The organism is Streptomyces cadmiisoli, assembly GCF_003261055.1.
Classification (GTDB): domain Bacteria; phylum Actinomycetota; class Actinomycetes; order Streptomycetales; family Streptomycetaceae; genus Streptomyces; species Streptomyces cadmiisoli.
In genome coordinates, this window is sequence record NZ_CP030073.1 from 3,483,715 (window position 1) to 3,495,523 (window position 11,809).

Consider the following 11,809-nt stretch of genomic DNA (forward strand, 5'->3'; position numbering starts at 1 on the left):
TCACGCGCCGGGGCGCAGCGCCCGGTCGGCGCCGGGTCAGCGGGACGTGCCGGAGGACGAGGACGGCGCGGAGGTCGCGTCGGCCCCGGGCGCCGCGAGCAGACCGGGAGCCGTGATCTCCGACGACGTCGACCACATGGTCAGGGAGATCGGCGGAGTGGCCGACAGCGGACGTATCAGCGGGGACATGGCCGCGGCACCGGCCACCACGGGTGCGGCGACGGCGTGCAGATCCGACCCGGCCTGCGCGGCGGCCGGTGCCGGTACGCCGGGCAGCAGCGGCGCGGACGCCTGCGTGGGGGCCACCGGCCCGTCCCCGAGGGTCCGTCCGCCCTGGCCCTGCACGAGCAGCGGGCCGACCCCGCGGCGCCGCTGGTTGTCCGGTGGCGTGCTGGTGCCCGCTCCCGCCGAACGCGCGGGCGTGACGTTGCTGCCGCTGCCGGAGCCGCTGCGGCTCTCCGAGTCGCCGGGGGTGCCCGTGGTGACGCCGCCCAGGGCGATCGCGGCCAGCGACACCGCGCCGGCGGCGACGAACGCGAACCGCCGTCCGCGCGAGGCCGCCGCGCGGTCGGCCTCGCTCCGCCCGACATCGTGGATGCGGAAACCGCGCTGCGCCGCCGAGGTGGGCAGCACGGGCGCGTGGGTGGGGGTGGGGACGTACCCGAACTCGAAGCGCTCGCCGCGGCTCGTCCCGAAGACACCGGCCGTGGCCCCTCGGGGCAGTCCGCCGCCGAAGCCTCCCGGCACCGGCGGCACTCCGTCGTCGAGGTCGCCTCCGCCGGGCAGCCCTTGAAGGCGGGCCAGGAAGCTCTCGGAGGGCGGCGGCGGGGCGGCCTCCGCGAAGACGTTCTTCAGCCGGCGCTGGGCGTCGACCTCGGCCTTGCACTTCGCACAGGTCGCCACGTGCGCCAGGACGCGTTCCCGCGTCTCATGACCCAGCTCGCCGTCGACCAGCGCGGCGAGTCGGTCTCCCAGATGCTGTTCCGCGAGGTGTCCCTCGGCGGCTTTCGGTCGTGATCCACTCACGCGGACGCGCCCCCTCCCCCCAGCGCGGGAACGCGGGGCACGAAGGAACGGCGCTCGGCGCGCGCCTCGGGCGAGCGGTGCGCCAGAGCCTTGCGCAGCTGCGATCGGCCGCGGTGGATCCGGGAGCGGACGGTGCCGAGCTTCACACCGAGGGTCGCGGCGATCTCCTCGTACGACAGTCCCTCGATGTCGCACAGGACGACCGCGGCGCGGAACTCGGGTGCGAGGGTGTCGAGGGCCTGCTGCACGTCCGCGTCGAAGTGCGCGTCGTTGAAGACCTGCTGCGGGGACGGCTCGCGGCTGGGCAGTCGCTCGGCCGCGTCCTCGCCGAGGGCGTCGAAGCGGATGCGCTGCTTGCGGCGGACCATGTCCAGGAAGAGGTTGGTGGTGATGCGGTGCAGCCAGCCCTCGAACGTGCCCGGCGTGTACGTCGACAGCGAGCGGAACACACGGACAAAGACCTCCTGCGTGAGGTCCTCGGCGTCGTGCTGGTTGCCCGTGAGCCGGTACGCCAGGCGGTAGACACGGCCACTGTGCGTGCTCACGATCTCCTCCCACGTGGGCGGAGTCCACGCCTGCCCGTCCGCGTCGGTGGAGAAGGTCGCGGTCTGGGTGTGGTCAGCGGCGTGGCTGTCAGCAGCGGTGTCGTTCACGGATTTCGGCCTGCCTGCCGACCCGAGGAAGCGCCGCAGCGCTCCTGCCCGGTCTGCAGGCGCGGCCGCACCTCCCCTGTCGGCTCTGGTGGTGTCCAGTGGAGCCCCTACCATAGCCACCTCGTCCGTTAGCTCCGGATAAGCGGTTTTACGAGAATTTGATCTGTGCTGATACGGCTGCGTCAGCACTTGCTCGCCATCCCGTTCGCCCTCGTGATCCAACCGTGTCCCCCGCTGTCGTTCTCCACCCCTCTAAACGCCTGGTCCCATCTGCGGGTTCCCGGCGGCAACGGATACAGTCACGCCGAGGCAACCACGGGGACAGGAGAGGGTCATTACCGGCAACCGGCCGACGAGCTGGGCGTTCTCCGACGCCTATGTCGCCGAGGACGAAGCACTGCGCTGGGCCCGGGACCGGGCCCGGGCGGCAGGGCTGCGCTCGGTGTCGCCCGGCACGGGTGCCGCGCTGAGGTTGCTGGCCGCTTCCGTGGACGCCAAGGCGATAGCGGAGATCGGCACCGGGACCGGGGTGTCGGGGATCCATCTGCTCCACGGGATGCGCCCGGACGGTGTCCTGACCACGGTGGACCCGGAGCCCGAGCACCAGCAGTTCGCCCGGCAGGCGTTCCGCGCCTCGGGGTTCGCCAGCAATCGCGCCCGCTTCATCCCCGGACGGGCCCTGGACGTCCTCCCGCGGCTCGCGGACGCCGGCTACGACCTCGTCTTCTGCGACGGCGACCGGCTGGAGGTGCTGGAGTACCTCGCTGAATCGTTGCGTCTGCTGCGTCAGGGCGGACTGGTCGTGTTCGAGGGCGTCTTCGCCAACGGCCGCACGGTGGACTCGGGTCCCCAGCCGACCGAGGTGCTGCGGCTGCGGGAGCTGCTGCGCGCGGTGCGCGAGAGCCAGGAACTGGTGCCGTCGCTGCTGCCGGTGGGCGACGGACTGCTGTGCGCGGTGAAGCGGTGAGTCCGCGCGGCGGTCGGCGGTGACCCGTCCGGCCGGCGCCCCGCGCGCGACCGGCGGGGAACACGCAGCCGCCCCGGCATCACGTACGTGCCAGGGCGGCTGAAAGGGTACGGTCGCCTGCGGTGTCAGCCCACGACCTTCTTGAGGGCGTCGCCGAGCGCGTCGGCCTCGTCCGGGGTCAGCTCGACGACGAGCCGACCGCCGCCTTCGAGCGGAACGCGCATGACGATGCCCCGCCCCTCCTTGGTCACCTCGAGCGGGCCGTCGCCCGTCCGCGGCTTCATGGCCGCCATGCTCGTTCCCCTTCCTGAAAACCAGCTCATCGTCAAAGCCGACGGCCCGCTGAAGGGCAGGCGCGGTCCGTGAAGCGGGACACGCGGCACCGGCATCGAACACATTGCTTCCAGGCCATTATCCCGCATCTCACGACCCGATGACCAACATCAGTCGGCATCGCTTGGGCAACGCGCGCGAGCAAAACCACTCAATTCGGCGATGTGGCTGCGATACTGCGCGGCCGCGCAGACTTCGGCCGAGCGCATACCCGGCCGAATTGTTTGACGCAGGTCACACAGACGCTCGGGACCGTTCCCGGTGATCTCGGCCATGCTGTCCTGTGACAGGGCGTACCGACCGGTACGCCCGAACCGCCGCGACGGAGGGATGCGCCATGGCCGACACCGTGCTCTACGAGGTGAGCGACGGGCTCGCGACGATCACGCTGAACCGCCCGGAGGCGATGAACGCGCTGGACATCGCCGCGAAGGTCGCCCTCCGGGACGCGGTCCGGTCCGCGGCCGCCGACGACGCGGTGCGGGCCGTACTGCTGACCGCCGCCGGCGAGCGGGCGTTCTGCGTGGGCCAGGACCTCAAGGAGCACATCGGGCTGCTCGCCGCCGACCGGGAGTCGGGCGAGGGCCGGACGATGAGCACGGTGCGGGAGCACTACAACCCGATCGTGCGGGCGCTGACCGGAATGCCGAAGCCGGTGGTCGCGGGCGTGAACGGCGTCGCGGCCGGGGCGGGCTTCGGCTTCGCGCTCGCCGCCGACTACCGGGTGGTGGCGGACACGGCGGCCTTCAACACGTCGTTCGCGGGCGTCGCGCTGACCGCCGACTCCGGTGTCTCCTGGACGCTGCCGCGGGTCGTCGGCCCCGGCCGCGCCACCGACCTGCTCCTGTTCCCGCGGAGCATCAAGGCGCAGGAGGCGTACGAGCTGGGGATCGCGAACCGGGTCGTGCCGGCCGCGGAGCTGCGGGCCGAGGCGGAGCGGGTGGCGCGCACGCTGGCCGAGGGGCCGACGGTGGCGTACGCGGCGATCAAGGAGGCCGTGGCGTTCGGCTACGGCCACTCGCTGGCCGAGACGCTGGAGAAGGAGGACGAGCTCCAGTCCCGGGCGGGGGCCTCCCAGGACCACGCGATCGCGGTGCAGGCGTTCGTCGACAAGGAGCGGCCGAAGTACCTGGGGCGCTGAGCCCGGCCGGCGCCGGGCGCGTCGTCGTCCGGCGCCGGCCCCGCCCCTTGCCGCGCTCGCCCCGGGTCAGGTGCGGATCGGCCCGGCCGCGCGCGCCACACAGGTCTCCAGGTGGTCGTCGACCAGTCCGCACGCCTGCATCAGGGCGTAAGCGGTCGTGGGGCCGACGAACCGCAGACCGCGCTTCTTCAGCGCCTTGGACAGGGCCGTCGACTCCTCGGTGACCGCGGGGACGTCGGCGAGGGTCTTCGGGACCGGCCGGGTGGCGGGGTCGGGGGCGTGGGACCAGATCAGCTCGTCCAGCCCGCCCGGCGCCCAGTCCGCCAGTACGCGCGCGTTGGAGAGGGTCGCGTCGATCTTGGCGCGGTTGCGGATGATGCCGGTGTCGGCGAGGAGCCGCTCGCGGTCGGCCTCGGTGAAGGCGGCGACCGCGCCGATCCGGAAGCCGGCGAAGGCGGCGCGGAAGCCGGAGCGGCGGCGCAGGATGGTGATCCAGGACAGGCCGGACTGGAAGGCCTCCAGGGACAGCCGCTCGTAGAGGGCGTCGTCGCCGTGGACCGGGCGGCCCCACTCCTCGTCGTGGTAGGTCACGTAGTCCGCGGTGGACAGGGCCCAGGGGCAGCGCGGCGCGCCGTCCGGGCCGGCCACGGCCGTGCCCTCGCTCACCGGTCGTCCTCGGGGCCGGGCTTCTCCAGGGAGGTGCGGCCCGCGGACCGGGCGCCGGCCAGGGCGGACTCCAGGTCGGCGATGCGGGCGTCGCGCTCGGCGAGTTCGGCGGCGACGCGGTTCAGGGCGTCGTCCACGTCCGCCATGCGGTAGCCGCGCGCGGCGAGCGGGAAGCGCAGGTCGTCGATGTCCTCGGGGTGGAGCGGGCGGTCCTCGGGCAGCGGGTCGTGGAGCCGCTCGGGCGCGGCCTCGGGCAGCGGACCGTGGTCACCGCCGCCGACCACGGCCAGCGTCACCGCGGCGACGACGACGGCGAGGGCCACGACCAGGAACAAGAACATCACCATCGCTGAAGGGCCCCCACGCGGAGAGTGCCGGCTCGTGCCGACGACGAATGTGTCTGGGTCCGATCGTGCCATGCGAGGCTGGCGGTTAGGGTCGCAGGCGGTCATGGACCGATGACCACGACGCACGAGGAAAGGTCGCAGGGGATGCTCAGGCTGGGCAGGCGGGAGTTCGACCCGCAGGAACCGGTGATCATGGCGATCGTGAACCGGACCCCGGACTCCTTCTACGACCGCGGGGCCACGTTCCGGGACGAGCCGGCCCTCGCGCGGGTGGAGCGGGCGGTCGCCGAGGGCGCGGCGATCATCGACATCGGCGGGGTCAAGGCCGGACCGGGCGAAGAGGTGACCGCCGAGGAGGAGGCCCGGCGCACGGTCGGGTTCGTGGCGGAGGTGCGGCGCCGGTTCCCGGACGTCGTGATCAGTGTGGACACCTGGCGGCACGAGGTCGGCGAGGCGGTGTGCGAGGTCGGCGCGGACCTGCTGAACGACGCGTGGGGCGGGGTGGACCCGAAGCTCGCCGAGGTCGCCGCGCGCCACGGCGCCGGGCTGGTGTGCACCCATGCCGGGGGCGCGCAGCCCCGCACCCGGCCGCACCGGGTGACCTACGACGACGTCGTGGCCGACATCCTGAGGGTGACCGTGGGCCTGGCCGAGCGGGCGGTGTCGCTGGGCGTGCCGCGGGAGTCGGTGCTGATCGATCCCGGGCACGACTTCGGGAAGAACACCCGGCACAGCCTGGAGGCGACCCGGCGGCTCGGGGAGATGGTGGAGACCGGCTGGCCGGTGCTGGTGTCGCTGTCCAACAAGGACTTCGTGGGAGAGACCCTGGACCGGCCGGTGAAGGAGCGGTTGATCGGCACGCTGGCGACGACCGCGGTCTCCGCCTGGCTCGGGGCGCAGGTGTACCGCGTGCACGAGGTGGCGGAGACGCGGCAGGTGCTGGACATGGTGGCGGCGATCGGGGGGTGGCGGGAGCCGTCGGTCGCGCGACGCGGTCTGGCGTAGCCGCGCGGGCCCGCCACCCGAGCGGGCGGTGCGCCCGCCGTCCGGTGACGGGACCCGCCCGCGGGCCCCGGGGCGGTCGCTCCGGGACCCGGCCACGACGAGGCCGGGCGGCGCGAGGCGCCCGGCTCGGACGGTCTCAGCGGCCCGCCTCCTTGGAGACCAGGGCCACGGCCTCGTCCACGTCGTCCGTGACGTGGAACAGGTCCAGGTCCATCTCCGCGGCCTTGCCCTGGGCGACCGTGGTGCTGCGCAGCCACTCGATGAGGCCGCCCCAGTACGCGGAGCCGAACAGCACGATCGGGAAGCGGGTGACCTTCTGGGTCTGGACCAGGGTCAGCGCCTCGAAGAGTTCGTCGAGGGTGCCGAGGCCGCCCGGCAGGACCACGAAGCCCTGCGCGTACTTCACGAACATCATCTTCCGGACGAAGAAGTAGCGGAAGTTCAGCCCGATGTCGACGTACGGGTTCAGCCCCTGCTCGAACGGCAGCTCGATACCGAGGCCGACCGAGATGCCGCCCGCCTCCAGCGCGCCCTTGTTCGCCGCCTCCATCGCCCCGGGGCCACCGCCCGTGATGACCGCGAAGCCCGCCTCCACCAGGCCCCGGCCCAGGCGGACGCCCGCCTCGTACTCGGGCGAGTCCGCCGGCGTACGCGCGGAGCCGAACACGCTGATGGCGGGCGGGAGTTCGGCCAGCGTGCCGAATCCCTCGATGAACTCCGACTGGATGCGCAGGACCCGCCACGGGTCCGTGTGGACCCAGTCGGACGGGCCGCCCGCGTCCAGCAGTCGCTGGTCCGTCGTGCTCGCCGTCACCTGGCTCCGCCGCCGGAGGACCGGGCCGAGGCGCTGCTCCTCCGGGGGCTGCTTCTTTCCCTCAGGGTTGCCGGTGGCCATGTGCGCTCCCTCCGTTGCGGGGTCGTTCCACCTCAGCCTAGATCTACGCGGGTCAAGGACGCGGTACGACGGCGTGTCCGCCATGAAACGCCATGGCACCGGCGGCTCACGCGGTGAGCCAGGACCGCAGCCGCTCCTCGCCCGCCAGGATCTTTGCGGTGTCCACCCGCTCGTCCCGCTTGTGGGCCAAGTGGGGGTTGCCCGGACCGTAGTTGACCGCGGGGACGCCGAGCGCGCTGAAGCGGGAGACGTCCGTCCAGCCGTACTTGGGCTGCGGGGTGCCGCCCACGGCCTCGATGAAGGCCGCCGCGGCCGGGTGAGACAGGCCGGGCAGCGCGGCTCCGCTGTGGTCGTCGACCACGAACTCGCTCACCCCGCAGTCCGCGAAGACCTCGCGGACGTGGGCGACGGCCTCCTCCTCGGTGCGGTCCGGGGCGTAGCGGAAGTTGACCGTCACCACGCACTCGTCGGGGATGACGTTCCCGGCCACACCGCCCGAGATGCCCACGGCGTTCAGGCCCTCGCGGTACTCCAGGCCGTCGATCACCGGGCGGCGGGGCTCGTACGCGGCGAGGCGGGCCAGGATCGGGGCCGCCGTGTGGATCGCGTTGGAGCCCATCCAGCCGCGCGCCGAGTGGGCCCGCTCGCCCCGGGTCTTCAGCAGCACCCGCAGCGTGCCCTGGCAGCCGCCCTCCACCTCGCCGTCGGAGGGCTCCAGCAGCACCGCGAAGTCACCCGCGAGCCACTCGGGGTGCGCCTCGGCCACGTGCTTGAGGCCGTTGAGCTCGGCGGCGACCTCCTCGTTGTCGTAGAAGACGAAGGTCAGATCGCGGTTCGGGGCCGGGACGGTGGCCGCGATGCGCAACTGGACCGCGACGCCCGCCTTCATGTCGCACGTGCCGCAGCCCCACAGCACGCCCTCGTCGTCCAGCCGGGACGGCACGTTGCCGGCGATCGGCACGGTGTCGATGTGACCGGCCAGGATCACTCGCTGGTCCCGGCCCAGATCGGTGCGGGCGACGACGTTGTTCCCGAAGCGGTCGACCGTCAGGTGCGGCAGGGTGCGCAACGCGGTCTCGATCGCGTCCGCCAGCGGCTTCTCACTGCCGCTCTCCGAGGGGAAGTCGACCAGCCGGGCGGTGAGCCGCGCGGCGTCCAGGGTGAGGTCAAGCGGGGTGTCGGCCATGCGGTAGACCCTAACGCGCAGGCCTTCGACGCACTGTTCCCGGACGGGGCCCGGCGCACCGTACTCTCCAGTACCTTGTACGCGTGTCTGAGCCACCCCGCCCTCCCAAGCGTCGCGGCCGCCTCTTCCGTTTCGGGGCGGCCTTCGTGGTGATGCTCGCCGTCGCGGGCTACCTCGTGGTCCAGTACGTCACCGGCGGCGCGGGCGGTCCCGGCTGCAAGGTGGTCTCGGCCGACGGGGACGAAGCCGCGTACGAGTTCTCGCCCGAGCAGGCGGTGAACGCGGCGACGATCACCGCGGTCGGCACCGCGCGCGGACTGCCCGAGCGGGCCGTGACGATCGCGCTCGCCACCGCGCTGCAGGAGTCGGCGCTGCGCAACATCGAGCACGGTGACCGCGACTCCCTCGGCCTGTTCCAGCAGCGGCCGTCGCAGGGCTGGGGCACGGAGCGGGAGATCATGGATCCGGTCTACTCGGCGGGCGAGTTCTACGACCACCTGGTGAAGGTGCCCGACTACACCCGGCTGCCGCTGACCGTCGCCGCGCAGCGCGTGCAGCGCAGCGGTTACCCGGAGGCGTACGCCAAGCACGAGCCGGACGCCGCGCTGCTCGCGGCCGCGCTCAGCGGGCGGGCCGCGGCCGTGCTGACCTGTCAGGGCCGGCCCGACCCCGTCCGTGTCTCCGGGCCGGACGCGGTGCGCTCCGCGCTCGTACGGGACTTCGGGCGGGACGCGGTGGAGCAGGCCGGCGCCGAGGTGGCCGCCGACGAGCGGAAGCCCGCGCCGGGCGAGCCGGTCACCGAGACCGACGGGCGCACCGTGACGGTCCCGCTGACCGCGGACGGCGGACCGGACGGGCGGGACGCGCGGGACGTCGGCGAGCGGGGCTGGCAGGTGGCGCACTGGGCCGTGGCCAACGCCTCCGCGCTGCACATCAAGCGTGTCCTGTACGACGGCCGGGAGTGGACCTCCGGGCGCACCAACGGCGAGTGGCGTCCCGTCGCCGACGACGCGAAGGGCGGCACCGGAGCACGGAAGGCCGCGAACTCGGTCCGAATTGTCACTGCACAGTAGTGCGAGACCTACCTCCTGAGAGGTACATGCAACGGGCCTCCACGGGGGTGTGTTCAGGTTTTCGTGACCTCACCCCCGTATCCCCGGAAAGCCTTGTGAACACAGCGCCGTAAGGATTCGGCAGAGTTTCGGGACGGGTCTTCTTTGCCCGTTTTTATCCGCAGGCGATAATGCGACGCATTGCCAAGTCTTTACGTTGCGCCGCCGCAACCTTCGGGGGCTTCGAGCGGTAGTCACTGCGTCCGCGACCGGCGATCAAATGCCGGGAGCGGTCCGACACTTCATCGTTTCCTCCCGTCAAAGGAGCATCATGTCCCTCCCTCTGACCCGTCGGATCGCCCGTGCCGCGCTGCTCGTCGCAGCGGGAGCGGCCGCCGGGGTCGGTGCGGCCGGCTCCGCCAGCGCGGCCCCCGAACTGCCCGCTGCCCCCAACGTCGGCGGACTGACCGCCCTGGACGGGGCGACCGTCGGCAACACCGTCGACAGCGCGGCTCAGGACGTCACCGGGCTCGCTGGCGACACCGGCAGCAAGGCTGTCAAGAAGGCGGTGCCGGCCGCGGGCAAGACCGGCGGCCAGGCCGCGAAGAAGGCCACGCCGGCGGTGCAGAAGGCCGCTGGTGAGGCTGCCGGGACCGCCGGGGACGTCGTCGGTGACACCGCTTCGACCGCGACCAAGGGCGGACTGCCCACGGACGGGCTGACCAAGGGCGGGCTGGCCAAGGACGGGCTGGCCAAGGGTGGGCTGCCGGCCAAGTCGCTGCCCGCGACGGGGCTGCCGATCGGCTGACGCCGGGTCGTACGACGGCGGGGTCCGGGACGTGTCCCGGACCCCGCCGTTCGTCGTGTGCGCGGGCGGCTGCCCGCGCCGGGCGGCCTACGCCGCGAGGCGCTTCACCGCGGCCGCGACCCGCTCGTCGGTCGCCGTCAGGGCCACCCGCACGAAGTTCTCCCCCGCCGGGCCGTAGAAGTCACCGGGGGCGACCAGGATGCCCAGAGCGGCCAGGTGCGCCACCGTGGCCCAGCAGGACTCGTCGCGGGTGGCCCACAGGTACAGGCTCGCCTCGCTGTGCTCGATGCGGAAGCCGTGGCCCAGCAGGGCCTCGCGCAGGAGCGTGCGCCGGGCGGCGTAGCGCTCCCGCTGCACGCGGACGTGGTCGTCGTCGCCGAGAGCCGCCACCACGGCCGCCTGGGTCGGCGCCGACGTCATCATGCCGCCGTGCTTGCGGATCTCCAGCAAGGGGGCCAGGACGGCCGGGTCACCGGCCAGGAAGGCGGCGCGGTAGCCGGCGAGGTTGGACCGCTTGGACAGCGAGTGGACCGTGACGATGCCCTCGTACGAGCCGCCGTTGACGTCCGGGTGGAGGACGGAGACCGGGTCCGCCTCCCAGCCCAGCTCGATGTAGCACTCGTCGGAGACCAGCAGCACGCCGTGCTCACGCGCCCAGGCGACGATCCGGGTCAGCTCGGCCTTCGACAGGACCCCGCCCGTCGGATTCGAGGGCGAGTTCAGCCAGAGCAGCCTCAGGTTCGCCGGGTCGAGCTCCGTCGGGTCGTCGTAGGCCTCGTGGCCGGCCCGGGCCAGGCGCGCGCCCACCTCGTAGGTCGGGTAGGCGAGCCGCGGGAAGGCGACCCGGTCGCCGGGGCCGAGGCCCAGCTGGGTGGGGAGCCAGGCGACGAGTTCCTTGGAGCCGACGATCGGCAGGACGTGGTGGTGGGTCACGTCCCGGGCGCCGAGGCGGCGGCGCAGCCAGCCGGTGATCGCGTCGCGCAGCTCGGGCGTGCCCCACACGGTCGGATAGCCCGGGGAGTCGGCCGCGGCGATCAGCGCCTTCTGGACGAGCTCGGGCACCGGGTCGACGGGCGTACCGACGGACAGGTCGACGATGCCGTCCGGGTGACCGGCCGCCGTCTGCTTGTACGGCGCCAGCTTGTCCCACGGGAAGGCCGGGAGACGGTCGGAGACTGCGGACACGTTCTGGCTCACTTTCTCGTGCGTACGGCCCGACGGGGCGGCAAACGCCTCGGTCCCGCACGGCCGACGACCGCGCGGATGGCGATCAGGCCGTACGGGACCGAGGCGGCACGGGCCGGGGCCGCTTGCGGGATTACTCGCCCTGCGGCGGGAGCGCGGCGATGAAGGGGTGATCCCTCTCGATCAGACCGAGCTTGCTCGCGCCACCGGGCGAGCCGAGCTCGTCGAAGAACTCGACGTTCGCCTTGTAGTAGTCCTTCCACTCCTCCGGCGTGTCGTCCTCGTAGAAGATCGCCTCCACCGGGCAGACCGGCTCACACGCACCGCAGTCGACGCATTCGTCCGGGTGGATGTACAAGGACCGGGAGCCCTCGTAGATGCAGTCGACCGGGCACTCCTCGATGCACGCCTTGTCCTTGACGTCGACACAAGGCTGCGCGATGACGTAGGTCACGCTGTCGTTCCTCCTCGATTGGGCGCCGGCGGGCCTCCTCAGGCTCCGCCGCCTGGCGCGCGGGAGCGCGGCGTCGTCGATGCCCGCCCCT

General features: G+C 72.8%; 15 protein-coding genes. 5 read left to right on the top strand and 10 right to left on the bottom strand.

Going from position 1 to position 11,809, the window contains the following annotated elements; genetic code table 11:
- Nucleotides 1-36: 36 nt before the first annotated feature.
- Both DN051_RS14670 and sigE read right to left on the bottom strand, forming a co-directional pair.
- Entirely contained in the window at nt 37-1,026 is a 990-nt protein-coding gene (locus tag DN051_RS14670; RefSeq protein ID WP_112438860.1) for an anti-sigma factor family protein, read from the bottom strand.
- Nucleotides 1,023-1,793 (bottom strand): RNA polymerase sigma factor SigE, encoded by a 771-nt coding sequence (gene sigE, locus DN051_RS14675; protein ID WP_199314930.1) that lies wholly within the window; start codon nt 1,791-1,793, stop codon nt 1,023-1,025. Before sigE ends, DN051_RS14670 begins: the two co-directional genes overlap by 4 nt.
- A gap of 154 nt (nt 1,794-1,947) precedes the next feature.
- On the opposite strand from sigE, the gene DN051_RS14680 reads away from it, so the two are divergent.
- Nucleotides 1,948-2,646: an O-methyltransferase gene (locus DN051_RS14680; RefSeq protein ID WP_079000790.1), complete on the top strand. Its 699-nt coding sequence runs from the start codon at nt 1,948-1,950 to the stop codon at nt 2,644-2,646.
- A gap of 125 nt (nt 2,647-2,771) precedes the next feature.
- Here the strand turns inward: DN051_RS14680 and DN051_RS14685 are convergent, their stop codons facing one another.
- The gene (locus DN051_RS14685) at nt 2,772-2,939 is read right to left on the bottom strand and encodes a DUF3117 domain-containing protein (RefSeq protein ID WP_003966491.1); all 168 of its coding nucleotides are present in this window, start codon (nt 2,937-2,939) and stop codon (nt 2,772-2,774) included.
- A 150-nt stretch (nt 2,940-3,089) separates the two neighbouring features.
- A complete protein-coding gene (locus DN051_RS45030) occupies nt 3,090-3,254 on the bottom strand; it encodes a hypothetical protein (protein ID WP_159054022.1) in 165 nt (54 codons plus the stop codon).
- Nucleotides 3,255-3,316: 62 nt separating this feature from the next.
- Between DN051_RS45030 and chcB the strand changes: the two genes are divergently transcribed.
- Nucleotides 3,317-4,120: a 2-cyclohexenylcarbonyl CoA isomerase gene (gene chcB / locus DN051_RS14690; protein ID WP_053758672.1), complete on the top strand. Its 804-nt coding sequence runs from the start codon at nt 3,317-3,319 to the stop codon at nt 4,118-4,120.
- Between the two features lie 66 nt (nt 4,121-4,186).
- Here the strand turns inward: chcB and DN051_RS14695 are convergent, their stop codons facing one another.
- Both DN051_RS14695 and DN051_RS14700 read right to left on the bottom strand, forming a co-directional pair.
- Nucleotides 4,187-4,786 (bottom strand): DNA-3-methyladenine glycosylase I, encoded by a 600-nt coding sequence (locus DN051_RS14695; protein WP_112438861.1) that lies wholly within the window; start codon nt 4,784-4,786, stop codon nt 4,187-4,189.
- Entirely contained in the window at nt 4,783-5,127 is a 345-nt protein-coding gene (locus DN051_RS14700) for a DivIVA domain-containing protein (protein WP_053758764.1), read from the bottom strand. Before DN051_RS14700 ends, DN051_RS14695 begins: the two co-directional genes overlap by 4 nt.
- Nucleotides 5,128-5,277: 150 nt before the next feature.
- Between DN051_RS14700 and folP the strand changes: the two genes are divergently transcribed.
- A complete protein-coding gene (gene folP / locus DN051_RS14705) occupies nt 5,278-6,138 on the top strand; it encodes a dihydropteroate synthase (RefSeq protein ID WP_053758674.1) in 861 nt (286 codons plus the stop codon).
- A gap of 136 nt (nt 6,139-6,274) precedes the next feature.
- Here the strand turns inward: folP and DN051_RS14710 are convergent, their stop codons facing one another.
- Nucleotides 6,275-7,033: an LOG family protein gene (locus DN051_RS14710; RefSeq protein WP_053758675.1), complete on the bottom strand. Its 759-nt coding sequence runs from the start codon at nt 7,031-7,033 to the stop codon at nt 6,275-6,277.
- A gap of 106 nt (nt 7,034-7,139) precedes the next feature.
- A complete protein-coding gene (dapE, locus tag DN051_RS14715; protein ID WP_112438862.1) occupies nt 7,140-8,219 on the bottom strand; it encodes a succinyl-diaminopimelate desuccinylase in 1,080 nt (359 codons plus the stop codon).
- 83 nt (nt 8,220-8,302) lie between these two features.
- Here dapE and DN051_RS14720 point away from each other — a divergent pair, with 83 nt between their 5' ends.
- Complete coding sequence (locus DN051_RS14720; RefSeq protein ID WP_079000792.1) at nt 8,303-9,292, top strand: VldE C-terminal domain-containing protein; 990 nt, start codon at nt 8,303-8,305, stop codon at nt 9,290-9,292.
- Nucleotides 9,293-9,602: 310 nt separating this feature from the next.
- A complete protein-coding gene (locus DN051_RS14725) occupies nt 9,603-10,079 on the top strand; it encodes a hypothetical protein (RefSeq protein ID WP_053758678.1) in 477 nt (158 codons plus the stop codon).
- An 87-nt stretch (nt 10,080-10,166) separates the two neighbouring features.
- On the opposite strand, the gene DN051_RS14730 is transcribed toward DN051_RS14725, so the two are convergent.
- Both DN051_RS14730 and fdxA read right to left on the bottom strand, forming a co-directional pair.
- Nucleotides 10,167-11,264, bottom strand: coding sequence for a bifunctional succinyldiaminopimelate transaminase/glutamate-prephenate aminotransferase (locus DN051_RS14730; RefSeq protein WP_112442271.1), 1,098 nt, complete (start codon nt 11,262-11,264; stop codon nt 10,167-10,169).
- Nucleotides 11,265-11,397: 133 nt separating this feature from the next.
- Nucleotides 11,398-11,718: a ferredoxin gene (fdxA, locus tag DN051_RS14735; protein ID WP_053758679.1), complete on the bottom strand. Its 321-nt coding sequence runs from the start codon at nt 11,716-11,718 to the stop codon at nt 11,398-11,400.
- Nucleotides 11,719-11,809 lie beyond the last annotated feature (91 nt).

Bases quoted from the DNA above. Each gene is read 5' to 3' on its own strand.
- sigE (WP_199314930.1), bottom strand. From the start codon at position 1,793: ATGGTAGGGGCTCCACTGGACACCACCAGAGCCGACAGGGGAGGTGCG.
- DN051_RS14685 (WP_003966491.1), bottom strand. From the start codon at position 2,939: ATGGCGGCCATGAAGCCGCGGACGGGCGACGGCCCGCTCGAGGTGACC.
- DN051_RS45030 (WP_159054022.1), bottom strand. From the start codon at position 3,254: ATGGCCGAGATCACCGGGAACGGTCCCGAGCGTCTGTGTGACCTGCGT.
- chcB (WP_053758672.1), top strand. From the start codon at position 3,317: ATGGCCGACACCGTGCTCTACGAGGTGAGCGACGGGCTCGCGACGATC.
- DN051_RS14700 (WP_053758764.1), bottom strand. From the start codon at position 5,127: ATGTTCTTGTTCCTGGTCGTGGCCCTCGCCGTCGTCGTCGCCGCGGTG.
- folP (WP_053758674.1), top strand. From the start codon at position 5,278: ATGCTCAGGCTGGGCAGGCGGGAGTTCGACCCGCAGGAACCGGTGATC.
- DN051_RS14710 (WP_053758675.1), bottom strand. From the start codon at position 7,033: ATGGCCACCGGCAACCCTGAGGGAAAGAAGCAGCCCCCGGAGGAGCAG.
- dapE (WP_112438862.1), bottom strand. From the start codon at position 8,219: ATGGCCGACACCCCGCTTGACCTCACCCTGGACGCCGCGCGGCTCACC.
- DN051_RS14725 (WP_053758678.1), top strand. From the start codon at position 9,603: ATGTCCCTCCCTCTGACCCGTCGGATCGCCCGTGCCGCGCTGCTCGTC.